The organism is Kineosporia babensis, from assembly GCF_021129305.1.
Lineage (GTDB): Bacteria > Actinomycetota > Actinomycetes > Actinomycetales > Kineosporiaceae > Kineosporia > Kineosporia babensis.
Window position 1 is genome coordinate 13,578 of record NZ_JAJOMB010000019.1, and the last position, 23,945, is coordinate 37,522.

A 23,945-nucleotide genomic window follows, 5' to 3' on the forward strand; every position below is an offset into this window, starting at 1 on the left:
GTCAGAGCAGGCCCTTGGTCGAGGGGATGCCGGTTTCCTTCTCGTCCAGGGAGACCGCGTCGCGCAGGGCGCGGGCCACGGCCTTGTACTGCGACTCGACGATGTGGTGGGCGTTGCGCCCGCGCAGGGTGTCCACGTGCAGGGTCATCCGGGCGTTGTGGGCGAACGATTCCCAGATGTGCTCGATCAGCGTGGTGTCGAACTCGCCGATCATCGGGGCGATGTTCTCCGGCGCGGTGTAGACCAGGTAGGGACGGCCGGAGAGGTCCACCACGGCCCGGCTGAGGGACTCGTCCAGGGGCACCATCCGGTCGGCGTAGCGGCGCACGCCCCGCCGGTCGCCGAGGGCCTGGTCGAAGGCCTGGCCCAGGGCGATCGCGGTGTCCTCCATGGTGTGGTGGCCGTCGATCCACAGGTCGCCCTGCACCTTGATCTTCAGGTCGAACATGCCGTGCTTGCCCAGCTGGTGCAGCATGTGGTCGTAGAAGCCGATGCCGGTGCTGACCTCGACCGTGCCGGTGCCGTCGAGGTTCACCTCCAGCTCGATCGAGGTCTCCTTGGTGCTGCGGCTGATCCGGGCGGTGCGGGGCTCACTCATTGCGGTTGCTCCTGAAGGGCATTGAGGACGGTTGTGTGCAGGTGTCCGTTGGTGGCCAGGGCGCTGCCTCCGGTCGGGCCGGGGCGGCCGTGCACGCTGGTGAAGCAGCCGCCGGCCTCGGTGACGATCAGGGAGACGGCGGCCAGGTCGTACAGCGGCACCTCGGGTTCGGCGGCGATGTCCACCGCACCTTCGGCCACGAGCATGTAGGACCAGAAGTCGCCGAAGCCGCGCTGGCGCCAGGTGGTCTCGTGCAGGCCGAGGAACGCCTCGCGCAGGCCCAGGTCGTTCCAGCCGGGCAGGCTGGAGAAGGACAGCGAGGCTTCCTCCAGCCGGTCCACGGAACTCACGCGGATGCGGCGGCTTGCCGAACCGGTCCACGATGCCCACGCGCCTTCGCCGACGGCGGCCCACCAGCGTCGGTTCAGGGCGGGCGCCGAGACCACGGCGGCCTGGAGTTCGTCGCCGACCTGGAGGCTGATCAGGCTGGCCCACACGGGTACGCCCCGGACGTAGTTCTTCGTCCCGTCGATCGGGTCGATCACCCAAAGCCGTTCGCTGGAGCCGGTGTCGGCGTACTCCTCACCGTGCACGGCGTCATCCGGCCGGTGCTCGGCCAGCAGCTCGCGCACCCGGGTCTCCACGGCCCGGTCGATCTCGGTGACCGGAGTGCGGTCGGCCTTCTGCTCGACCCTCAGATCGGTCAGGAAGGCGGCCACGGTCAGCTCATCCGCGGCATCGGCGAGCAGCTGGCACAGCTCGAGGTCGTTCACATCAGATCCCGCACGGCCTTGAGGAAAAGATCGTTCTCGGTCGGCGTGCCCGTGGTGACCCGCAGATATCCCCGGACACCGACGTCCCTGATCAGCACTCCGGAGTCCAGCAGCTGCTGCCAGGCCTTTTCCGCTTGCGGGGCCTTGAACAGCACGAAGTTGGAGTCCGAGGGCACGACTTCGGTGCCCATCGCCTGCAGTTCGCTGATCAGCCGGTCGCGCTCCTGCTTGGTGGCCTCGACGTGCTGCAGCAGGGTGCGGCGGTGCTTCAGCGCGGCCCGGGCCACCGCCTGCGTCACGGAGGAGAGGTGGTAGGGCAGCCGCACGAGCTGCAGCGAGTCGATCACCCGGGGGTCGGCGGCGAGGTAGCCCAGCCGGGCGCCGGCGAAACCGAAGGCCTTGGACATGGTGCGGCTGACCACCAGCCGGGGCCGGCCTTCCAGCAGACGCAGGAACGAGGGGGAGCTGGAGAACTCGACGTACGCCTCGTCCAGCACCACCAGCCCGGTAGACGCGTCGTGCACGGCCAGCACGGTTTCCAGGTCGGTGCTCAGACCGGTCGGGTTGTTCGGGGTGCAGATGAACACCACGGCCGGATCATGCTGCCGTACCGCCTCAACGGCCTGGTGACGATCGAGGGTGAAGTCCGGGTTGCGCTGTACAGAAAGGTATTGCGAGCCGGTGGACTCGGCGATGGTGTGGTGCATCGAGTACGTCGGCTCGAAGCCCAGCACGGTCCGGCCGGGCCCGGCGTAGGCCTGCATCAGGTGCTGGATCACCTCGTTCGAGCCGTTCGCGGCCCAGACCTGCGTGCGGACGATCGGCACACCAGTTTGCTCGGTCAGGTACTGGGCCAGGTCCTGCCGTAGCTCCAGGGCATCGCGGTCGGGATAGCGGTTCAGGTCCAGCGCCGCGGCAGTGACGGCCGTGACGATTTCCTGCACCAGCTCCGGGGTGGGGCCATACGGGCTCTCGTTGGTGTTCAGCTTGACCGGGACGTCGAGCTGGGGCGCGCCGTACGGCGTCTTGCCCACCAGTTCGTCGCGGATCGGGGCCAGTTCGCTCACTGGGATTCCTCGTCAACTCGGATGCGGACGGCTTCGACGTGGGCGTGCAGGGCCTCGGACCCACCCAAAGCCTCTACGTGCGGGGCCACTTCGGCCAGCGCTGCGCGGTTGTAGGTGATCACCTGCATGCCCTTGAGGAAGCTCTGCACGGACAGGCCGCTGCTGTGCCGGGCCGTTCCGCCGGTGGGCAGTACGTGGTTGGAGCCAGCCAGGTAGTCACCCAGGCTGACCGGCGACCAGGGGCCGACGAAAATGGCACCGGCGTTGTGCACCCTGGCCGCGATCTCCTCGGCGTTGCGGGTGATGACCTCGAGGTGCTCGGCCGCCCAGGCGTCGACCACCTCCAGGCCCCGCTCGATGTCGTCCACCACCACGATCGCCGACTGCCCTTGCAGGGCCAGTTCGATGCGTTCGCGGTTGTGCGCCTGCTTGACCTGGACGGCGACCTCTTCGGCGGTGCGGTCGGCCAGTTCCAGGCTGTCGGTCACCAGCAGCGCGGCCGCCCGCGGGTCGTGCTCGGCCTGAGACAGCAGGTCGGCGGCGACGTGCCGGGGATCGGCCGAATCATCGGCCAGCACGGCGATCTCGGTCGGGCCGGCCTCGGAGTCGATCCCGATGATGCCCTTGAGCAGACGCTTGGCCGCGGCCACGTAGATGTTGCCCGGCCCGGTGACTAGGTCCACCGGCGCGCACTCCGCGGTGCCGTAGGCGAACACCGCCACCGCCTGCGCGCCACCCACCGCGTGCACCTCGTCCACACCCAGCAGCGCACACGCTGCCATCACCACCGGGTGCGGCAGACCGGTGTCCTTCTGCGGGGGAGAGGCCACGGCGAACGAGCCGACGCCGGCCACTTGAGCCGGCACCACGTTCATGACGACGCTGCTGGGGTAGGCGGTCAGGCCACCCGGCACGTACAGGCCGACCCGCTGCACCGGCACCCAGCGGTTGACAACCGTTGCGCCTGCTTGGAGTTCGACGGTTGTGTCGGTCCGGCGCTGGGCCTCGTGAACGATACGGGCCCGCCGGATCGCTTCGGTCAGCGCTGCACGGACGGCCGGGTCCAGGTCATCCAGCGCCTTCTGCAGGGTCTCCGCCGGCACCCGGGTGGCCGCAACGTCCACCCCGTCGATGCGAGCGGTGATCTCCCGTACCGCCACCGAACCTCGGATCCGCACGTCCTCACAGATCGGACGCACGGCTTCCAGGGCGGCCTCCACGCTCATCTCGGCGCGGGGCAGGACGTGAGGGTCGAACTCGGCGACACCCCGCAGGTCAATCCGGCGAATCAACTTTGGGCCTCCTGGTCGTTGATGGGTGCTCGTGGGGTGGTCAGCTCAGCTGAGGGGACCAGTGACGGACTGGGCGGCAACGGTGACTGCGCCCTCACTGACCAGGTGCACCACGTGCTCGATCTCAGGAGCCAGCCAGCGGTCGGCACCCGGGCCGGCAACGTGCTCGCGCAGCAGAGCGACCACAGCCGCCGTGGCCGGAGCCGGGGCGAGAGGCGCTCGCAGATCCAGCCCCCGCGCGGCCGCCATCACCTCGATCGAGAGCACCCGGGTCAGGGCGTCCACCGAGCGGCGCAGCTTGCGGGCGGCCGACCAGCCCATCGAGACGTGGTCCTCCTGCATCGCCGAGGACGGGATGCTGTCCACGCTGGCCGGGACCGCCAGCCGCTTCATCTCGCTGACCAGGGCGGCCTGCGTGTACTGGGCGATCATCAGACCGGAGTCCAGGCCCGGGTTGCCGGCCAGGAACGCGGGCAGACCGTTGGAACGGGCCGGGTCGAGCAGACGGTCGGTGCGGCGCTCGCTGATGCTGGCCAGGTCGGCGGTGGCGATGGCCAGGAAGTCGAGCACGTAGGCCACCGGGGCGCCGTGGAAGTTGCCGTTGCTCTCGATCCGGCCGTCCTCGAGCACCACCGGGTTGTCCACCGCGCTGGCCAGTTCCACCTCGGCGATCCGGGCGGCGTGGTCGATGGTGTCGCGGGCGGCGCCGGCCACCTGCGGGGCGCAGCGCAGCGAATAGGCGTCCTGGACCACCGTGCAGTCCTCGCCGCGGTGACTGGCGACCACGGCCGATCCGGCCAGCAGCTGCATCAGGTTCGCGGCCGAGGCCTGCTGACCGACGTGCGGACGCACCCGGTGCAGTTCCGGCGCGAACACCCGGTCGGTGCCCAGCAGCGCCTCCACACTCATCGCGGTGGAGATGTCGGCGACCGTGGCCAGGCGGCGCAGGTCGTGCAGGGCCAGGGCGAGCATCCCCAGCATGCCGTCGGTGCCGTTGATCAGCGCCAGGCCTTCCTTGGCGCTGAGCCGGATCTCACCGAGCCCGGCGTTCTCCAGCAACTCGCCGTCGGCGTTGCGGACCGGGCCCTCGCCGATCACGGCAAGGGCGCAGTGCGCCAGCGGGGCCAGATCTCCGGAGCAGCCGAGCGAGCCGTACTCGTGCACGACCGGGGTCAGGCGGGCGTTGAGCAGGGCGGCGTAGCGCTCGGCGATCTCGGTGCGCACGCCGGTGTGGCCGGTGGTGAAGGTCTGCAGGCGCAGCAGCATCAGCGCGCGCACCACCTCTTCCTCCACCTCGGGCCCGCTGCCGGCGGCGTGCGAGCGGATCAGGCTGAGCTGCAGCTCGTCGCGCGAGGCCACGTCAATCTTGCGGTTGGCCAGGGCGCCGAAGCCGGTGGAGACGCCGTAGATGGCGCGATCGGAGGCGGCGTGCTCGTCGACCACGGCGCGGGCGCCGCTCATCGCGTCGCGGGCGGCCGGGGAGATCACGACCTGGGCGTGGTGGCGGGCCACGGCCACGACCTCGTCGATACCCAGCGGCTTGTCCCCGACGGTGACCGACAGTGGCACCGAGGGGCCGGTCTCGGAACTCATGAGCACTCCTGAACGGGAAAGGTATGAACCTTTCCCACCATGCGCCATGGCGACCGGCAGGCGCAAGCCCGGGCGCCCGTCCCTTGTAAACTTCCCGTTTCAGCGAGCGCGCCGCAGGTAAAGAGTCCAGTTCAGGGCCGTTGTCAACAGTTGGCCGCTGGGAGCTCGAGCACGGACAAGGGTTGACGGTGGTGCCCTACGCACTTACGTTCCCGCAAACGTCCACACAATTTCGTGGGACCGGGGGAGCGACGCGGCAGGCCGGATCGACCAAGAGGACTTCGCTGATGAGTAACGACACCAGGGCTGTTGCCGTGCTGGGCAGCAGCGGCGGGAACCTGCGCAGCCACGGCGGTGACGACCCGGCCCGGCTGCTGAAGGACGTGCAGCGTCAGCTCCGGGCCGCCCAGCTGCAGCTGGCCGCGGTGCAGTTCGTGGCCTGCCAGGCCTCGATGGACAACGCTTCCGACGACAGCACCGCGCAGCTGTGGGCCCTGGTCGACGGCGAGCCTGCGGTGGTCGGCTCCGGCACCCTGGCCGAGATCAACACGCTGGCCCGGCAGGCCGACGCGGAACTGGCCGAGAAGGTCGGCGCGGGCGAGATCGACGGCCTGATCCTGATCAGCGCCGACCCGTCCGACACCAACAGCGCCACCGTGCAGGCCGCGATCGCTCAGCAACTGCCCGCCGCCGGTACCGGGGGCACCTCGATCGCCGGCGCGCAGCAGCTGGGGCTGAACCTGGTCGCTGCCTCGGGAACGACCGGCACCACCTCCACCACCCGCGCGGTCTCCTACGTGGCGGGCCTGGCCCGGCACTGGAAGATCAAGTACCAGCCGCTTCTCGGCGGCGACAGCTCGGGTGCGCCGAGCAGCGAGGGCCCGGCCTGGAAGCGGATCAGCATCCGCGGGATCATGGTCGGCTCGCTGCCCGCCTTCATCGCACTGGCCGTGCTTCTGGCGCTGAGCAAGATCCCCGGTCTGCAGAGCCTTTCCGAAGGTTTCGACCTGCTGATCGCGGGCCTGCCCGTGGTCGTGGCCGCGGTCGCCGCCCGCAAGATCTCCGGGCTGGACGAGGTCGGCCTGGTCGCCGGAGCCACCGCCGGCATCCTCGGCACCGAGGGCGGCATCCTCGGCGGTCTGGTCGGCGGCATCCTGGCCGGCCTGCTGGCCGCCCGCCTGATCGGCCTGACCCTGGCCTGGCGGTTCCCGGCCACCACGGCCAACATCGTCACCGGCGCCCTGTCCGGCCTGCTGCCCGGTCTGCTGGTGCACTACGCGCTGGCTCCGGTCACCAGTGCGGTCGGGGACGGCGTGAAGAGCGGCATCGAGGCCGCCCTGGACTTCTCGCCGTTGCTGGCCGGGGCCTTCGCCGGCGCGGTGATCTGGTTCGCGATCATCGGCGGCGTGTACCACTCGGTGATCCTGCCGCTGGTGCTGCTGGAGATGGGGCAGAAGGGCCACAGCTTCTTCGGCGCGGTCGACATGGTCGGCCTGGTCATGGTCAGCCTCGGCATCACCCTGGCCAACGTGGTCAAGCCCCGCACCAGCGGAGAGCGCGCCCTGGCCGGTTCCGGCGCCGGGGTCAACTTCTTCTTCGGCACCTTCGTCGAGGCCGCCTACCCGTTCATGTTCGGCGACAAGCGGATCTTTGCGGTGGCCGTCAGCTCCGCCACCCTCGGCGGTGCGCTGGTCGGAGCCTTCGGGGTCGAGGCGACCGCCTACCTGCCGGCGTTCTCGGCGCCGTTCGTGGCCACCAGCGCGGCCGGCATGGTGATCGCCATGCTCGCCGCCTGCGGCCTGGCCTTCGTCCTCACCCTGGCAATCAACCTGCACCACCTGCGCCGCACAGCCAAGGACCTCGTCGCGGCCTGAGCTCCCGCCACGGGGGATGATGGGTACGGACAAAAGGTCACGGGGGCAAGGAGAACGAATGAGTCGGCGACCGGGTGCGCGGGTCCCGCTGCACGAGCAGATGTACACGGTGATCCGCGCCCGGATCGAGACCCGGGAGTGGGGCAAGGGCCACCAGCTGCCCACCGAGTGGCAGCTGGCCGAGGAGTTCGGGGTCAGCCGGGGCACCACCCGGCAGGCGATCACCCGGCTGGTCAACGAGGGCCTGCTGGACCGCTCGGCCGGGCGGGGCACGTTCGTCAAGGGCGGTCGCCCGCTCGCCTACCGGGTGGGTGACCTGCTCGGCTTCGCGCACCGGATCACCGCCGGCGGGCGCATCCCCAGCTCTCGCCTGGTACGCACCGAGGTGGTGCAGCGCCACGAGATGTTCGGCTTCGCCGAGGGCGTGCGCAAGCTGCTGCTGATCGAGCGGGTGCGCCTGGCCGACGACGAACCCGTTGCCCTGGAACGCATCTACCTGCCCTGGCCGCGCTTCGCTGGCCTGGCCGACATGGACCTGGAGAAGGTCGGCGTGTACGACACCCTGGAGGCCGACTTCGGGGTGGAGATCGAGCTCGGCGACTTCGACCTGACCATCGCCGACCTGGACGCCGAGCAGGCCGGGCTGCTGAACGAGGCCCCGGACGCGGCGGTGTTCCTGATGCAGGGCTCGGTCACCGACCACCAGGCCAGCGTGATCGCCGGCGTGCAGTCGTACTACCGCCGCGACACCTTCTCGTTCCAGTTCGCGATGACCCGCCGTGAGCACGGCGGCCCGGCCCAGGAACCGCCGAACCCGGTGCTAGCCCTGCGTCCCGCCGGCAGCTGAGAACCGCTGCTCCAGCCCGGCGATCACCGCGGCCTGGGCCGGGTTCATCGTGTCGCGGTAGTAGACGTTGATCAGGGCCGCCCAGCTGTCGTCGATCCGGCCTTCCATCGGAGCGGTGAAGGCCAGCACCTCCGGCGAGCTGGAGAACGCGTACAGATCGTCGATCAGGGCGGCGACTCCCTCCTCGTCGCCCTCCTGCAGATGCACCAGGCGCTCGCTGAGTTCGGTCAGGCGCTGGTGCACCGACAGCTCGGAGAACCCCTCCATCAGCGTCCGGGTCAGGTCGCTGCCGGTCACCCGGTCCACGTGTGCCAAGTAGGCCACCTCGTCGCGGCTGGTGCGGGCCAACAGCGGAGAGGCCCCCACCAGCAGCGGCGCGTAGTGCAGCAGGTCGGCCGGCAGGTCCGGGGCGGTGCCGAAGGCCCGGGCCTGGGCGATCAGTGCTCGCTGGGCCTGCAGCTCGGCGATCCGGTTCTGCAGATCCTGGTCCACCTCGTCCAGCAGCTCGTCCTGGGACCGGTCCCCGGGAGCGGCGTCCAGCATCGCCGCCGCAGCCTCCAGCGAGATCCCGGCCGCCTGCAGGTTCTTCAGCCGCAGCACCCGGACCAGCTCGCGGACGGTGTACTCGCGGTAGCCGTTCGCGCTGCGCTCGGGCTCGGCCAGCACGCCGAGCTGGTGGTAGTGCCGCAACGCCCGCACACTCACCCCGGTCAGCCGGGCCAGCTCAGCGCTTCGCATGACTCCATCAAAAACTACGACGTAGCGTCGGGGTCAAGCGCCTTGACTCCGTCGCTGCGTCGTAGTTTCAGCTGAGCACATGCCACGCCTCGTGATCGCCTACCTCGGCTCCTTCTTCCTGTCCATGCTCGGCAACTCCGTCGCCGCGGTGGCCCTGCCCCTGGTCATGCTCCAGACCACCGGCAGCGCCCTGGACGCCGGCATCGTCGCCGCCGCCACCGCGGTCCCCGCCGTGCTGGCCGGCCTGTTCATGGGTTCACTGATCGACCGGATCAACCGCCGCACCTCCTCGGTGGTGACCGACCTGATCTCCGGGGCAGCGATCGCCGCCCTGCCTCTGGTGGCCCTGGCCACCGACCTCAGCCTGTTCTGGTTCGTCCTGTTCGGGGTGATCGGATCACTCGGCGACGTCCCCGGCCTGACCGCCCGCGAGGCCCTGTTGCCCGCGATCGCCCGGCACGGCGGGATGGATGCCGAGCGCCTGATCGGCCTGCGTGAGGGCATCGCGGCGATCTGCATCGTGATCGGCCCGGCCGCCGCCGGCGCCGCGTTCGTGGTGTTCGAGCCGATGACCGTGCTCTGGCTGGTGGCCGGCCTGGCCCTGGCCGCCGCGCTGACCACCCTGCTGATCCCGCACCACCTGACCGTGGTCGAGGAGACCACCACGGCCGGGTCCGGTCTGGCCGGGCTCAAGGCCGGTTGGAAGGTCCTGTTCGGCGAGCCCTTCCTGGTCGTCACCACCGGCCTGACCTTCGCCTCCGGTCTGGTCCTGGCCGCCCTGCAGGGCCTGGTGCTGCCGGTGCACTTCCTCAGTCTCGGTGAGGAGGGCCGTCTGGGCCTGGTGCTCACCTCGCTGGCGCTGGGCCTGCTGGTCGGCAGCGGCGTCTACGCGGTCGGGGCCCGGGCCCGATCCCGTCGCTTCTGGCTGGTCGGCGGGCTGAGCATCACCGTGATCGGGATGAGCGTGATCGCCACCCTCTCCAGCGTGGCCGTGGTGCTGGCCGGGGCGGTGGCGGTCGGTTTCGGCAGCGGCCTGTTCAGCAGCCTGGCCGGGGTGATGAGCCTGGAACGCATCCCGGACGACGTCCGCGGCCGGGTGATGGGGACCCAGAACGCCCTGATGACGCTGGCCCCCGGGCTGGGCATCCTGGGTGCTGCGGTGCTCACCGAGAAGCAGAGCGTGGGGACGGCTGCGGCGGCACTCGCTGTTGTGTGGGCGGTTGCTGCGGTCGGTACAGTGCTGGCCCCGGCCACCCGCTATCTCGAGGCGGGCGCAGATGAGACCAACACCCCGGAACCGGATCCGGTTCGGAACCCCTGAGGTTCCTGGCGGCTGGTGAGTTCCCTGGGGCATCCCGGATGAGAACCCTTTCATCCGGGTCTCATGATCGATTAAAGCGCCGTACCCAGTCTGTTCACCATGCAGAACAGGGTCATGCTCTACTCCCACGACACCCAAGGTCTGGGGCATGTGCGCCGGAACATCGAGATCGCCCGGGCGCTGGTGCGGGAAAGACCCACGACTGACGTCCTGATCGTCACCGGTGCTCCCGAGGCGGCGTACCTGCCCCGGCCCGAGCACACCGACCTGGTGGTGCTACCCCCGGTCAGCAAGAACCTCCAGGGCGAGTACACCGCCACCACCCTGGACGTGTCGCTGACCGAGATCCTGCATCTGCGAGGGTCCCTGGTCGCCGCCGCAGTCAGCGCCTTCCGCCCCGACCTGATCATCGTGGACAAGGAAGCCCGCGGGCTGCAGGGCGAACTGGACCAGGCCCTGGCGGTCGCCGCGCACACCATCGGCTTCGGCACCGGCCGCCGGACCCGGCTGGTGCTCGGCCTGCGCGACATCCTCGACACTGCCATGACGGTCCGCCGGGAATGGCAGAACCGCCGTACCGTGCCCACCCTGCGGGTCTCCTACGACGCCATCTGGGTCTACGGCGACCAGAGCGTGCACGACCCCCTGCACGAAATCGGCCTGCCCGCCGACCTGCTCGCCCGGGCCGAGTTCACCGGATACCTCTCCACCGGACGGCACCAGAGCCAGGCCGAACCCCCGGCCGAGAAGTTCGTGCTCGGCCTGGTCGGGGGAGGCCAGGACGGCCTGCGCCTGGCCGAGAACTTCGTCGAGACCCCGATGCCGAACGGGCATCAGGGGATTCTGGTCGCCGGGCCGTACATGCCGGCCGAGGCCCGGGAACGCCTGCAGGCCCGGGCCGAGCAGCGCCCGGACCTGACGGTGCTGGGCTTCGTGGCCGACCCGTCGGCGCTCGTCGCGGGGGCGAGCGCGGTGGTCACCATGGGCGGCTACAACAGCGTCTGCGAGGTCCTGGCCTCCGGCCGCCCCGGCCTGATCGTGCCCCGGGTCCGGCCCCGTCGTGAGCAGGCCATCCGCGCCGAGGCCATGGCCGCCCGCACCCACCTGGACGAACTGCGGCCGGACGACCTCAGCCCGGCGGCTCTCGGCAGCTGGCTCGCGAGCGTGGTCGAGCACGAGAACACCCGCCCGGACATCGACCTGGACGGCCTGCAGCGCATTCCCCGGCTGGCCGCCGACCTGCTCGCCGCCCCGGTGCCGAACAGCAAGGAGCTCGCCGATGTCATCGCCTGACCCGCAGCCCGGTCCTGTGCACGTTGGGTACGTGCTCAAGATGTACCCGCGTTTCAGTGAAACCTTCGTGCTGACCGAGATGCTCGCGATGGAACGCCTGGGCGCCCGGCTGTCGGTGTTCTCGCTGCGGATGCCGGTCGACGGCCGCTTCCACGAGTCCCTGGCCCAGCTGCAGGCACCGGTGACCTACCTGCCGCACCGGCTGAAGGCCTCCGAGATCTGGACCCTGCTCAAGCACCGCTCGCAGCGCCTGCCCGGTCTGCAACAGCACCTGCCGGAGCTGCTCGAGGCCGAGGTGGACGACGCCGTCGCCGCGGTCGAGCTGGCCCGGGCCTGCACCGAGCAGGGCATCGACCACCTGCACGCGCACTTCGGCTCGGTCTCGACCACCGTGGCCCGGCTGGCCGCCCGGCTGGCCGGGATCGGCTACAGCTTCACCGCGCACGCCAAGGACATCTTCCACGAAGAGGTGGACACCGACGACCTGCGGCGCAAGCTCCAAGACGCCGAATTCGTGATCACCGTGAGCGATTACAACCGGGACTACCTGCAGGCCCGGTTCGGTGCCGCCGCCGAGCGGGTGGTCCGCCTGTACAACGGCCTGGACCTGGACCAGCTGGCGTTCCGCCCGGCACCCGCCGAACCGCGCTACGCGGTGGCAGTGGGCCGGCTGGTGGAGAAGAAGGGTTTCCGGCATCTGATCGAGGCCGTCTCGATCCTGCGGGCCCGGGGAGTCGATCTTCCGCTGCGGATCATCGGGGCCGGCGCCCAGGAACAAGAACTCCGCGAATGGACGCGGACGCTCGGCCTGGAAGGGCAGGTCTCGTTCCTGGGGCCGTTGCCTCAGGGGCAGATGCTCTCCGAGCTGGCCGCCGCCTCGGTGATGGTGGCGCCGTGCCTGATCGGTGAGGACGGCAACCGCGACGGCCTGCCCACCGTGCTGCTGGAGAGCCTGGCCACCGGCACCCCCTGCATCTCCACCCCGGTCACCGGCATCCCCGAGGCGGTGATCGACGGGCAGACCGGCCGGCTGGTGCCCACCGAGAACCCGCCGGCCATCGCCGATGCGATCAGCGAGGTCCTGGAGCAGCCCGAGCGCGCCGCCCAGCTGGCCAAGGCGGGCCGGGTCCTGGTGGAGCAGCAGTTCGACACCAGCACCAACGCCGCCCAGTTGCTGAACCTGATCACCCGCAGCGTCCTCACCGAAAGGGCAGTGGCCTGATGCGTATCGCGTATGTCTGCACCGACCCCGGCATCCCGGTCTTCGGCACCAAGGGCGCCTCGCTGCACGTGCGCGCGGTGCTGTCCGAACTGCTGCGCCGGGGCCACGAGGTACACCTGCTGTGCGTGCGCTCCGGTGAAGGCGCGGCCGCTCAGGCCCTGCTGGAGGCCGGGCTGATCGTGCACCAGCTGCCCCGCGTGCTCGGCGACGACACCGCCCAGCGCGAACACAGCGCGCAGGCCTCCGACGCCACCGTGGCCTCGTTGCTGGACCAGATCGGCCCGGAACTGGTGTACGAGCGGTACGCCCTGTGGGGACGGACCGCCACGGCCTGGGCCCAGGCCGCCGAGGTTCCCAGCATCCTGGAGGTGAACGCGCCGCTACCGGCTGAGGCCGAAAAATACCGCGGGCTGCACAACGTCAACGCCGCCCTGTCGGTCGCCCGTGCCGCCCTGGGAGCGGCCGGCACGGTGATCTGCGTGAGCGAACCGGTCCGGCAGTGGGCCTGCGCCTTCGCCCCGGACCCGACCCGCGTGCACACCGTGCCCAACGGCGTTGACACGCAACGCATCACCCCCGGCCGGCCGGAACAACCGTTGACCGCCACCGGCTGGCCCGCGGTTACCCCAGCGCTCGCCCACCCCGGCTCGCCCGTTCCGGCCGTGGGATTCACCACCGGGTTCGTCGGCACCCTGAAGCCCTGGCACGGCGTGGACCTGCTGATCCAGGCCATGTCCATCCTGGTCGCTCTCGACCCCTCCCACCGCCTCCTGGTGGTCGGCGACGGCCCCGAGCGCGAACGTCTTCAATCACTGACCCGCCGGCTCGGCCTGAACGAACACGTCGAGTTCACCGGCGCCGTCGCAGAATCCGAGATTCCGGCCCTGCTGCAGCGAATGCACGTGGCCTGCGCGCCCTACCCCGGCGGCGAGGACTTCTACTTCTCACCGCTGAAGGTGTACGAGTACCTGGCGGCCGGCCTGCCCGTGGTCGCCAGCCGGATCGGCGAACTGCCCGCCCTGCTCGGCCACGGCCGCCAGGGCGTGCTGGTCACCCCCGGCAACGTCGACGAGATCAGCGGCGCCGTCGAGGCCCTGCGCCTGGACTCCTGGCGTCGCGAGCAGCTCGGCAACGCCGCCCGCGCCACCGCCCTGGAACACGACTGGAGCCACGTCGTCGACCGCATCGCCGGCCTGGCCGCAGTGCCGCTGGGAAGAGTCCATGCCCACACCTGAAAAAACGCGCAGCCGCAAGAAACCAGAGAACCTGCGTCAGGCGATGCCCGGTGCCCGCCGCATCCTGAAGCACGTCCGCCCGCATCTGGCCCCCGAGCGTCCGTTGATGATCGGTGGTTTCGCGGCGCTGCTGTTCGAGGTGGGCATGCGGCTGCTCGAACCCTGGCCGATGAAGTTCGTGATCGACTCGGTGGTGGCGGCCGGCGGCAGCAGCGCCGGCCAGCAACCGGGCGGGCTCAGCGTGCAGACCGTGATCGGCCTGTCCGCCCTGGCCCTGCTGGTGATCGTCGGCCTGCGGGCCCTGGGCGCCTACCTGACCACCCTGTGCTTCGCCCTGGTCGGCAGCCGCCTGCTCACCCGGCTGCGGGCCGAGGCCTTCGGCCACCTGCAACGGCTTTCGCTGTCGTTCCACGCCACCGCCCGCACCGGCGACCTGGTCACCCGGATCACCTCCGACGTGGGCCGGCTGCGCGAGGTGGCCGTCACCGCCGCCCTGCCGCTGATCGGCAACCTGGTCACGATGATCGGGATGACGCTGGTGGTGGCCTGGCTGGACTGGCAGCTGGCCCTGGTGATGCTCAGCGTGGTGCCGATCTTCATGCTCACCGGCCGGCACAACAGCCGCAAGATCAACTCGGTGTCCAAGAAACAGCGCTCGGCCGAGGGGCAACTGGCCAGCCTGGCCACCGAGAGCCTGGGCGCAATTCGTCTGGTGCACAGCTACTCCCTGGCCTCCCGGCTGCAGCAGGCCTTCACCTCCTCCAACGTCAAGACCCTGAAAGACGGTGTGGCGGCCAAGAAACTCTCGGCCGGACTGGAACGCACCACCGACGTCCTGGTCGGCATCGCCACCGCCCTGGTGCTCTACATCGGCGCCCTGCGGGTGGTCGATGGTGCCCTGACCGTGGGCGAACTGGTGGTGTTCCTGACCTACCTCAAGGCTGCCCTGAAACCGATGCGTGACCTGGCCAAGTACACCGGCCGGATCGCCCAGGCCTCGGCCTCCGGAGAACGCCTGGTCGACCTGCTGGAGGAGGAACCCGACGTCACCGACCGTCCCGGCGCCCGCCGGGCCCGGCCGTTGCGCGGCGACATCCGCTTCGACGAGGTGGACCTGACCTACGGCGACGGCCGCCAGGTGCTCAAGCGGCTCAACCTGCACATCCCGGCCGGGCAACGCGTGGCACTGGTCGGGCCTTCCGGTGCAGGCAAATCCAGTATCGCCAGCCTACTTTCGCGACTGCGAGACCCGGACCAGGGACGGGTGCTGTTCGACGGCCAGGACCTGCGCGACCTGACCCTGCAGTCGGTGCGCTCCCAGGTGGCGGTGGTGCTGCAGGAGAGCATGCTGTTCGCCACCACCGTGCGGGAGAACATCGAGCACGGGCGGCCGGGCGCCAGCGACCAGGAGATCGAGCAGGCCGCCCGGATCGCCGGTGCGCACGACTTCGTGATGAGCCTGCCCGAAGGCTACGACACCGTGGTCGGCGAGCGCGGCGGCACCTTGTCCGGCGGTCAGCGGCAGCGCATCTCGATCGCTCGTGCGGCCCTGCGCAACGCCCCGATCGTGGTGCTCGACGAGGCGATGAGCGGGCTCGACGAGGGCACCGAGTTGGAGGTCGCGGCGGCGCTGAACCGGCTCACCCAGGGCCGCACCACGATCGTGATCACCCACGACCTGAGCGCCACGGCCGACTGCGACCGGGTGGTCTGGCTGCAGGGTGGCGCGGTGGTCGACGACGGCCCGCCCGAGGTGATCGTGGATCTGTACCGGATGAGCCGGCGCTCCGAGTCCTCCGAGGTGGAACTGGCATGAACAGCGATCTGGCCCGGCGTGATCCGGAACTGACGGCGCTGCCAATGATGCTTGAGGACGATCTGCTCGCCTCCTGGGTGAGCGGCGCCGTGGGTTCCCCGGTAGTCCTGCGACGCAAGTATCTGCGCTACAAGCGGCATACGGCGATCGTGGTCACCGCAGCGGTCGATGACGGACCGGCCGGTCTGCCGCGGGAGCTGGTGGTGTGGCACTGGGCCGACGGTGGCCGGCCGAAGCTGGACAAGCTCTGCCGCAAGGCCCCGGCCGGTGCGGTGCTGCACGTAGACGCTGCGGCCGGGCTGGTGCTGGGCACTCCGGCGGCCGATCGGCACCTTCCGGGGCTGGCGGCGGTGCTGGGCGGCGAACAGGAAGTGCGGACACTGTCGTTCAAGCCGGGGCGGCGGTGGGTGGGTTCGGTAGGAACAGCGGACGGCGGTCGGCAACTGGTGCGCGTCTACCCGCCACGGGATCTGGCTCGGTTCAGTTCGGCGGCACGAGGTCTGGCCGGCTCGGGCGCGCCGGTTGCTGCGTTGCTGGGTACCAGGGCTCCGGGCGGTGCGAGTTTCGAGTGGGTGCCCGGCCGGGCGCTGGAACTGCCGTTGACGGCACGAGACGCTCGCGATCTGGGGGCGGTGGTCGGGCAGTTGCATCGCACGCCCGTCGCTTTGCTTCCACCATCAGGGACAGTAGAAGGAGAACTGAGTGAAAACGATTCGGCGCATTCTGTTTCGGCTCCTGCTTCAGCGGGCGAGGCATTCGGGGATGCGGCGGGCAGGCCTGAACCCTCAGCACCGGCGCCCGCGGGTCGTGGTGGTCCGGGGGGCGCGAGCCGGCTCCCGGTACCGGCGCTCCTCGGGACTGGTGGACCTGGGAGTTCGCGAACTGCTGCGGCTGGCTCAGTCCAAGCGGGCGAATCAGCTGCGCTCGAGGCAGTTTCGGCGGCGCTAAACGGAACGCACGGTCCCGAGGTGCCGGCCACGGTGGCGCTGGCTGCCTGGCTGGTGCCGGACCTGGCGTCAAGACTGCGCCGCCTGGCCCGGATCGCCCAGAACGTCGACCTTTCCGGCGGCCCTCAGGTGGTGCTGCACGGTGATCTCTCGGCTGACCAGGTGGTGCGCGGTCCGGACGGCCGGCTCACCCTGATCGACCTGGACCGGGTCCGGATCGGGCCGGCTGCTGACGACCTGGGCTGCTTGGCTGCTTCGGTGCTGCTGGAGAAGGGTTCGGCCACAGATGTTCTGCGGGAGTTCGGCACCGGTTACGGTCCGCTGCCCGACGAGGCCGCGATCCGGGCCTGGACCCTGGTGCATCTGCTGGCCCGCAGCACCGAGGCCTTCCGTACCTGCCGCCCGGACTGGCCGGACCAGGTGCGGCACGCGGTCGAGGCCGCCGAAGAACTTGCGCAGGAGGAGGTTTACCCGTGAGTGTGCTGGATCGGGCGATCAGGGCTGCGGCCGAGGCCGGGTGCGAGCTGTTGCGGGCCTCACCTCGCCGGGACGGACGGCTGCTGCTGACCTTGCGCAATGCTGAGGGGGTCGAGGTGGCCGGAAGCTGGTCCTCGGACCGGCTGAAGGTGTACTCCTACGGGCAGGATCCGAAGCTACCCGCCCTGGCCGAACTGGTAGCGGAAGGCGGCACCGTGGTGGCTCACCGGGCCGGGCGCCGGGCCGTGGTGCGCCACCCGGACGGTGAACGCTGGACCAAGGTCCTGCCGGAGGGAAAGGTGAAAGCCGTTGCCGACGGCCTGGAACGGGCAGCCGAAATCCCCGGGATTCGGGTTCCGCCGGTACTGGCCGTCACTTCCGACACCGTCACCCTGGGAACGCTGCCCGGCGTGACCCTCTACACCCGGCTCGGCGTCGGTATCGGGCTCGAGGAGTTCGGTACCCGGGTGGGCCGGGCCGTGCGCGACCTGCACGGCGGAACTATCCAGGTGCCAATGCACGACCTGCAGGCCGAGATCGCGGTGACCGAGCGCTGGGTCGAAGCCGCTGCGCGCCTGACCGGAACCCAGTTACCCAGGCCGCGCACCCCGTCCATCGGTAGTGGCTCTGGACCGAACGTTCTGCTGCACCGCGACCTGCACGACAAACAGCTGCTGCTGGACGAGACCGGCTGCTCGGCCGGGATTCTGGATCTGGATCTGCTGGCGCGCGGCGAAGCGGCCCTGGACCTGGCCAATCTGCTGGTGCACCTGGAACTTCGGGTGCGGCAGGGCCGCCTTGCCCCGGACCGGCTGTCGCCAATGGCCGAGACTGTCCTGTCCGCGTACGGGGCCGACCCTGCGGTTCGGGCCCGGCTGGGCATCTACGCCCGGCTTACCCGGATTCGTCTGGCTGCGGTGTACGCGTTCCGCCCGGCCGACCTGCCACGGGCCGGACGTGCGCTGGTGGAGGAACCGTTGCTGGTAGCTTGAGCGCCTTGCCACCGCAGTCACCAGGGGGAGTGAATGTTGCGGCGTTTGTTGTTGTCTGCCGTTGGTCTGGTCTCGGCTTCCGGGCTGGTCCTGGCTGTCGCCGGCCCGGCTCAGGCGGCTTCGTGTGGCGAGTCGCTGAGCGACTGGCAGTTGCTCAATGTGGCAGCCGTGTATCAAGGTTCCAGCACGGGTGTGTTCAACGACTTCGTGGTCGACTCGCTCACCGTAACGCTGCTGGCCGGTAACGCCAGTATCCGGGTGGTCGAGCGGAACGGGAACGCACGTCAGCTGAACGTTCCCGTCCTGCTGACCCGCTCCGGGGGTGAACCGGCTCTGCGTATGGTGGAAAAGGGCGACGGCGACCACTATGCGGTGACTCTCGAGCGGCCGGTCTGTGCCAATGCGCTCCTGCCGACCATGGTCACGTCCGGCGGTTTCGACATCTACACCGACGAGAACGGGCGGGCCGGATCGTCCGGAGCGGTGACCAGAGTGCTGTGATCCGTTGCCGGGCGGCCCTTCCGGAGTCGATGCCCGGAAGGGCGGCCCGGGTCAGCGGCGCAGAGCCTTGCGGGCCAGGTAGTTTCCGAGGAACTGCCCGGCCTGGACGATCGCGATCATCACGGCCACGCTGATGTAGACCACCGGCCAGTCGTAGCGCTGCGAGCCGTAGGTGATCGCGAAGTCACCGATACCGCCACCGCCGAACAGCCCGGCCTGGGCCGACATGTCCACGATCGCCACGAAGATGAACGTGTAGCCCAGGATCAGCGGGCCCAGCGCCTCGGGGACCAGCACGGTCAGCAGGATGCTGATCGGCCGGGCGCCGGAGGCCCGGGCCGCCTCGATCACGCCCGGGTTCACCGTCACCAGGTTCTGCTCGACGATCCGGCTGACCGCGAACGCCGCCGACAGCGACAGGGCGAAAGTCACTGCGTTGGTGCCGATCGTGGTGCCGATCGAGGCCAGCATCAGCGGCTGGATCGCCACCAGGAAGATCACGAACGGGATCGGCCGGACGATGTTCACCAGGATGTTCAGCAGGATGAACACCGGCCGGTTGGCCATCAGGTTGCCCGGCCGGGTGGCGTACAGCACCAGGCCCAGGGCCAGGCCGAGCAGCCCGCCGACCACCACCGAGATAGAGACGATGAAGAACGTCTGGCCGATCGCGGTCTGGAAGACCTGCCAGTTGTACTCGCTCACACTTCCTCCACCGCGAAGTCGTCCTCCCGAAGGGCGCTCAGGGCGGCGTCGATCGCGGTGTCGTTGCCGTTGAGCACGAAGGTCAGGCTGCCGACCGGGCGTTCCTGCAGCTCGCTGATCCCACCGAAGACGATCTCGGCGCCGACGTCCCGCTTCAGGAACGCCGAGGACAGCGTGGTCTGGAAGCCGGGCCGGTCCTGCACCCGCACGGTGACCAGGCGGCCCGGATGGTTGGCCCGCAACCGCTTCAGCGTCTCGGCCGAGGGGCGGTCGCGCAGGGTGATGCCGACGAACCGCTGGGCCTCGGGCGTCTTCGGGTCGTTGAAGATGTCGTAGGCCGAGCCGCTCTCGATCACCAGGCCGCCGTCGATCACCGCGACCCGGTCGGCGATGCTGCGGATCACGTCCATCTCGTGGGTGATGATCACGATGGTGATCCCCAACTCGCGGTTCACCTGGCGCAGCAGGTTCAGCACGTCCTGGGTGGTCTCCGGGTCCAGGGCGCTGGTGGCCTCGTCGGCCAGCAGCAGCGAGGGATCGGTGGCCAGGGCCCGGGCGATGCCGACCCGCTGCTGCTGCCCGCCGGACAACTGCTCCGGATGGTCGTGGGCCCGCGCCAGCAGACCCACGAAGTCCAGCAGCCTGGCCACCTTGGCGTCGCGCTCGGCCTTGGGCACCCCGGCCACCTTCAGCGGGTAGGCCACGTTGCCGGCCACCGTGCGCGAGCGGAACAGGTTGAACTGCTGGAAGATCATGCCGATGTCGCGGCGGACCTCCCGCAGTTCGCTCTCGCGCAGGCCGCTGACCGTGTGCTGGCCCACGGTCAGCGTGCCGGAGGTGACCTTTTCGAGGCCGTTGATCAGCCGGACCAGGGTGCTCTTGCCGGCCCCGGACTGGCCGATGATGCCGAAGATCTCGCCCTTGCGGATCTCGAGGTCGACCCCGCGCAGGACTTCCTGCGCGGGGGCGCCACGTTTCGCCGACGGGAAGGTCTTCGTCACCCCCTCGAGCCGGACATGGACCTCACTTTGCTGCGGCACGGGCCTGTTCCTCGACCGTGGCCAGCACGGTCTGCAGTTCGGCGGCGGAGGTGGTGCGGAACACGGCGGTACCGCCGTTGGCCTCCTGCACCCCTTCCTCGACCGACGGGTCGTGGTAGAGCTCGGCCAGCTTCAGGTACGTCTCGTTGTCCTTGTCCTCGGCGCGGGCGGCGAAGATGTTGACGTAGGGCGCGGCCACCTCGCTGGCCGGGTCGTCCTGGAAGAGGGCTTCCTCGGTCTTCAGGCCGGCGTCGGTGGCGAAGTTCTTGTTCACGATCGCCCCGGCGACCGAGCCGCTCTTGACCGCACCGGCGGTCTGCGAGGCGTCCAGCGGGGTGACCTTGACCTTGGTGGTGTCGATGTCCTCGACGCTGGAGAAGGCGCCGCCGCCGTCCTTGAGTGTGAGCAGGCCGGCCGCCTGCAGCACCAGCAGGCCGCGGGCCTCGTTGATGGTGTCGTTCGGGATCGCGATCTCGGCGTCGGCGGGGATCTCCTCGACCGACTTGTACTCGCTGGAGTACAGCGGCAGCGGGTAGACCGCGGTGGCACCGATCGGCTGGATCGTGTCGCTGCTGGAGACGTTGTAGTCGGCCAGGTACTGGATGTGCTGGAACTGGTTGAGGTCGACCTCGCCCTGCTTCAGCGCCGGGTTGGGCTGGCTGTAGTCACCGAAGTTGACCAGCTCGACGGTGACGTTGAGCTCCTTCTTGGCCAGGTCGGTGTACGTCTTCCAGTACGGCTGGGCGGCGTCGGCCACGCCGATCTTCACCGTCTGGGCCGCGGCGCTGGAGTTGGTGCCGGCCTCGGCGGAGTCGTCGCCGGAGGTGACGAGGTAGGCGATGCCGGCGATCACGACCACGGCTGCGGCGGCGCCGGCGATGATCGCGTTACGGCGGCCGTTGCCCTGCTTGGTGGGCAGCACCGGCGCGGAGTCGTTGGGGGAGACGGGCTCGGACATGCTTCATCCTCGGGGGTTTTGGAGATGAACAGGGGGCATCGCCGGCCGGTCCGGCCGGGCGATGGTGTTACGGACGATCCGCTGATGCGTAACGGGACGGTGAAAGCCGTTCTCCGGCCCGGAATCGGGCCGACGGCTTCCGGTTACGCGAAATCAGCTCCGACAGAGGGAGCTTGCGACCCAGACGTAGTCGACCGCGCGGCGACTGGTGAGCAGGGCGCTGGACATGTCAGGAGGTTAACAGAAGATTTCGCCTCTCATGTCACGCCTTGGTGTCGGTCCAACTTCTGCTTGGGGTAGCACGACTGGCTCCGCTCTCGTTTCGTCCGCTTTGTCTATCAACTTAGTATAAAATGCGGGGAAGGGCACTAGGGTGCGCTCATGAGCATCCCTCGCATGCGCCTTAACGGCTTGCGGCAGAACACAGTTGGGCACACCGCGATGGGTCTGTGGCGGCACCCGGACTCCCGGGCGCACGAGTACCGCACCATCGCGCACTGGACCGAGACCGCGCAGATCCTCGAACGGGGCGGTTTCGACGCGCTGTTCATCGCCGATGCGCTGGGTCCGCTGGAGGTGTACCAGAGTTCGGTGGACGCCGCCCTGCGCGACGGCATCCAGACCCCCACCGGTGACCCGCTGCTGGTGATCCCCGCCATGGCGGCGGTGACGCAGAAGCTGGGTTTCGCGGTCACCGTCTCCAGCACCTACGAGCAGCCGTACACCCTGGCCCGCACGATGGCCACGCTGGACCATCTCACCGAGGGCCGGATCGGCTGGAACGTGGTCACCTCGGCGCTGGACTCGGCCGCCCGCAACCTCGGCCTGGACCAGCAGATCCCGCACGACGAGCGGTATGCGATCGCGGACGAGTTCATGGAAGTGGCGTACAAGCTGTGGGAGGGCAGCTGGGAGGACGGTGCGGTGCGGCGGGACGTGGCGGCCGGGGTGTTCGCCGACCCGGCCAAGGTGCATCCGGTCGAGCACAAGGGCAAGTACTTCAGCGTGCCCGGTATCGCCCTGTTCGAGCCCTCGGTGCAGCGCACCCCGGTCATCTTCCAGGCGGGGAGTTCCTCGGCCGGCAGCGCTTTCGCGGGCAAGCACGCCGAGGGGGTCTTCGTCAGCACCTACAAGGCCGAGATGGCGCGCGACCTTTCCCGGCGCTTCCGGCAGCAGGCGGCAGCGGCCGGGCGTGACCCGCAGGCGCTGAAGATCTTCGCGATCGCCACCGTGGTGACCGGCGTCACCGACGAGGCGGCGCAGGAACGGCTGGCCGGCCTGCAGCACTACGCCTCGCTGGAGGGCAGTCTGGCCCGCTGGAGTGCGCTGCTTCACATCGATCTTTCCGGCCTGGATCCCGACACCCCGCTGCAGCACGCCGAGACCGAGGGGATTCGTGGCCTGGTGGACGTGTTCACCACCATGGACCCCGAACGCACCTGGACGCCGCGTTCCCTGGCCGAGTTCGTGGGTGTGGGCGGCGGCGGCCCGCTGTTCGTCGGCTCGCCCGGACGCGTGGCCGACCAGATGGAGGAGTGGATGGAGACCGCCGAGATCGACGGCTTCAATCTGGCCGACCCGATCCCGCCGGCCGGCCACCGCGAGTTCGTCGATCTGGTGGTGCCGGAACTGCGCCGCCGGGGCCGGGTCTGGGACGAGTACGAGGGCGACACCCTGCGCGAGTACTTCCGTGGCAAGGGCCTGAGCCGGGTGGCCGACGATCACCCGGCTGCTGCCTACCGGCGCTGAAAAAGCACCGGCTGATCCGCCGGAGGGGGTAGCGGATCAGCCGGTGTGCAAGGGGAGGTCGGGCTGTGCCGACCATTCGGCCAAAGAGCCGTCGTAGAGCCGTACATCGTCGCGACCGTTCAGGTACCAACCGAAAACGTCTACCGTTGCGGAGATACCCCCACCACAGTACGCCACCACGTCCGAGTCCTCGAAGGGGGCCAGCACTTCGGCCCGGACGGCGGCATCGCGCCACACCAGTGAGGGGCCGTCGACCAGTTCGGTCCAGGGCAGGTTCACGCTGCCGGGGATGCGACCGGGCCGACTGTAGGACGTGACCCCTTCACCCCGGAAGACGCTGGGCGACAAAGCGTTGACGAGGTGCGCGGTACCGCTCTCGACCAGCTTTTCAACCTCGGGACGGGTGGCCAGCAGGTCGGTTCGCGGCTGCGGGGTGAGTACGGCAGGAGGTAAGACAGCGGACCCACTCTCCACCGCAAGCCCACGAGACTTCCAGCCCGGCAGCCCACCGTCCAGCACCGAGACGCCTTCGTGCCCCAGATAGTGCAGCAGCCACCACAACCGGGTCGCCCACATCGGTGAGTTCCGGGCGTAAATCACCACGTGCGTCCCATCGCCCAGCCCTGCTCGCCCCAGGGCTGCGGCCAGGTCATCGGGATCCGGAAGTGTGAACGGCCGAGGGGCACCGGCCACCGAAAGGTCACCGCCGACGTCCGCAAATCCAGCCCCGGGAAGGTGCTCGGCCTCGTATCCCGCACGACCGCTGCGAACGGTGTACGGGCCACCGCCGGCCGGACGATCAAGGTGACCGGTAGCGTCCACAATGCGCAGTTCCGAACGGCCCAGCACCGCCTGCAGTTCCAGTGGGCTGACCAGCGGGGGCAGCAGAGGGGTTGACACAAGCGGC

General features: G+C 69.7%; 21 protein-coding genes. 11 read left to right on the forward strand and 10 right to left on the reverse strand.

The window, feature by feature from the left end; genetic code table 11:
* Position 1: 1 nt before the first annotated feature.
* The 5 genes from hisB to hutH are packed head-to-tail and all read right to left on the reverse strand — an operon-like array spanning position 2 to position 5,323.
* Complete coding sequence (gene hisB / locus LR394_RS28725) at positions 2 to 598, reverse strand: imidazoleglycerol-phosphate dehydratase HisB (protein ID WP_231447699.1); 597 nt, start codon at positions 596 to 598, stop codon at positions 2 to 4.
* A complete protein-coding gene (locus LR394_RS28730; RefSeq protein WP_231447700.1) occupies positions 595 to 1,371 on the reverse strand; it encodes an inositol monophosphatase family protein in 777 nt (258 codons plus the stop codon). Before LR394_RS28730 ends, hisB begins: the two co-directional genes overlap by 4 nt.
* Positions 1,368 to 2,444, reverse strand: coding sequence for a histidinol-phosphate transaminase (locus LR394_RS28735; protein WP_407937150.1), 1,077 nt, complete (start codon positions 2,442 to 2,444; stop codon positions 1,368 to 1,370). The genes LR394_RS28730 and LR394_RS28735 overlap by 4 nt, the downstream gene beginning before the upstream one ends.
* Entirely contained in the window at positions 2,435 to 3,730 is a 1,296-nt protein-coding gene (gene hisD / locus LR394_RS28740) for a histidinol dehydrogenase (protein ID WP_231447702.1), read from the reverse strand. Before hisD ends, LR394_RS28735 begins: the two co-directional genes overlap by 10 nt.
* A 45-nt stretch (positions 3,731 to 3,775) precedes the next feature.
* The gene (gene hutH / locus LR394_RS28745; RefSeq protein ID WP_231447703.1) at positions 3,776 to 5,323 is read right to left on the reverse strand and encodes a histidine ammonia-lyase; all 1,548 of its coding nucleotides are present in this window, start codon (positions 5,321 to 5,323) and stop codon (positions 3,776 to 3,778) included.
* 287 nt (positions 5,324 to 5,610) lie between these two features.
* Between hutH and LR394_RS28750 the strand changes: the two genes are divergently transcribed.
* Together LR394_RS28750 and LR394_RS28755 are read left to right on the forward strand one after the other, a co-directional pair.
* Positions 5,611 to 7,197, forward strand: coding sequence for a hypothetical protein (locus LR394_RS28750; protein WP_231447704.1), 1,587 nt, complete (start codon positions 5,611 to 5,613; stop codon positions 7,195 to 7,197).
* A 58-nt stretch (positions 7,198 to 7,255) separates the two neighbouring features.
* Complete coding sequence (locus tag LR394_RS28755) at positions 7,256 to 8,044, forward strand: GntR family transcriptional regulator (protein ID WP_231447705.1); 789 nt, start codon at positions 7,256 to 7,258, stop codon at positions 8,042 to 8,044.
* Here the strand turns inward: LR394_RS28755 and LR394_RS28760 are convergent.
* Positions 8,018 to 8,782 (reverse strand): MerR family transcriptional regulator, encoded by a 765-nt coding sequence (locus tag LR394_RS28760; RefSeq protein ID WP_231447706.1) that lies wholly within the window; start codon positions 8,780 to 8,782, stop codon positions 8,018 to 8,020. The two genes, LR394_RS28755 and LR394_RS28760, sit on opposite strands and share 27 nt — an antisense overlap.
* A 79-nt stretch (positions 8,783 to 8,861) precedes the next feature.
* On the opposite strand from LR394_RS28760, the gene LR394_RS28765 reads away from it, so the two are divergent.
* The 8 genes from LR394_RS28765 (at position 8,862) to LR394_RS28800 (ending at position 18,586) form a co-directional block, all read left to right on the forward strand.
* Positions 8,862 to 10,103 (forward strand): MFS transporter, encoded by a 1,242-nt coding sequence (locus LR394_RS28765; RefSeq protein ID WP_231447707.1) that lies wholly within the window; start codon positions 8,862 to 8,864, stop codon positions 10,101 to 10,103.
* A gap of 99 nt (positions 10,104 to 10,202) precedes the next feature.
* Positions 10,203 to 11,396, forward strand: coding sequence for a glycosyltransferase family protein (locus tag LR394_RS28770; protein ID WP_231447708.1), 1,194 nt, complete (start codon positions 10,203 to 10,205; stop codon positions 11,394 to 11,396).
* A complete protein-coding gene (locus LR394_RS28775) occupies positions 11,383 to 12,618 on the forward strand; it encodes a glycosyltransferase family 4 protein (RefSeq protein ID WP_231447709.1) in 1,236 nt (411 codons plus the stop codon). The genes LR394_RS28770 and LR394_RS28775 overlap by 14 nt, the downstream gene beginning before the upstream one ends.
* On the forward strand, positions 12,618 to 13,853 hold the full coding sequence (locus tag LR394_RS28780; RefSeq protein WP_231447710.1) for a glycosyltransferase family 4 protein: 1,236 nt from the start codon (positions 12,618 to 12,620) through the stop codon (positions 13,851 to 13,853). The genes LR394_RS28775 and LR394_RS28780 overlap by 1 nt, the downstream gene beginning before the upstream one ends.
* A complete protein-coding gene (locus LR394_RS28785) occupies positions 13,840 to 15,669 on the forward strand; it encodes an ABC transporter ATP-binding protein (protein WP_231447711.1) in 1,830 nt (609 codons plus the stop codon). The genes LR394_RS28780 and LR394_RS28785 overlap by 14 nt, the downstream gene beginning before the upstream one ends.
* Positions 15,666 to 17,093, forward strand: coding sequence for a phosphotransferase (locus LR394_RS28790; RefSeq protein ID WP_231447712.1), 1,428 nt, complete (start codon positions 15,666 to 15,668; stop codon positions 17,091 to 17,093). The genes LR394_RS28785 and LR394_RS28790 overlap by 4 nt, the downstream gene beginning before the upstream one ends.
* The gene (locus LR394_RS28795) at positions 17,090 to 18,085 is read left to right on the forward strand and encodes a phosphotransferase (protein ID WP_231447713.1); all 996 of its coding nucleotides are present in this window, start codon (positions 17,090 to 17,092) and stop codon (positions 18,083 to 18,085) included. The genes LR394_RS28790 and LR394_RS28795 overlap by 4 nt, the downstream gene beginning before the upstream one ends.
* Positions 18,086 to 18,136: 51 nt before the next feature.
* A complete protein-coding gene (locus LR394_RS28800) occupies positions 18,137 to 18,586 on the forward strand; it encodes a hypothetical protein (RefSeq protein WP_231447714.1) in 450 nt (149 codons plus the stop codon).
* Positions 18,587 to 18,637: 51 nt separating this feature from the next.
* Here the strand turns inward: LR394_RS28800 and LR394_RS28805 are convergent, their stop codons facing one another.
* Genes LR394_RS28805 through LR394_RS28815 form a run of 3 tightly spaced genes read right to left on the reverse strand, consistent with a single transcriptional unit; the run spans position 18,638 to position 21,289 of the window.
* The gene (locus LR394_RS28805) at positions 18,638 to 19,291 is read right to left on the reverse strand and encodes a methionine ABC transporter permease (RefSeq protein ID WP_231447715.1); all 654 of its coding nucleotides are present in this window, start codon (positions 19,289 to 19,291) and stop codon (positions 18,638 to 18,640) included.
* Positions 19,288 to 20,331: a methionine ABC transporter ATP-binding protein gene (locus tag LR394_RS28810; protein WP_231447716.1), complete on the reverse strand. Its 1,044-nt coding sequence runs from the start codon at positions 20,329 to 20,331 to the stop codon at positions 19,288 to 19,290. Before LR394_RS28810 ends, LR394_RS28805 begins: the two co-directional genes overlap by 4 nt.
* Positions 20,315 to 21,289, reverse strand: a complete 975-nt coding sequence (locus LR394_RS28815; protein WP_231447717.1) for a MetQ/NlpA family ABC transporter substrate-binding protein — start codon at positions 21,287 to 21,289, stop codon at positions 20,315 to 20,317. Before LR394_RS28815 ends, LR394_RS28810 begins: the two co-directional genes overlap by 17 nt.
* A gap of 381 nt (positions 21,290 to 21,670) precedes the next feature.
* On the opposite strand from LR394_RS28815, the gene LR394_RS28820 reads away from it, so the two are divergent.
* A complete protein-coding gene (locus LR394_RS28820; protein ID WP_231447718.1) occupies positions 21,671 to 23,038 on the forward strand; it encodes an LLM class flavin-dependent oxidoreductase in 1,368 nt (455 codons plus the stop codon).
* 36 nt (positions 23,039 to 23,074) lie between these two features.
* Here the strand turns inward: LR394_RS28820 and LR394_RS28825 are convergent, their stop codons facing one another.
* Positions 23,075 to 23,938 carry a sulfurtransferase gene (locus LR394_RS28825; protein ID WP_231447719.1) on the reverse strand — a complete coding sequence of 288 codons (864 nt, stop codon included), beginning with the start codon at positions 23,936 to 23,938 and terminating at the stop codon, positions 23,075 to 23,077.
* Between the last annotated feature and the right edge of the window lie 7 nt (positions 23,939 to 23,945).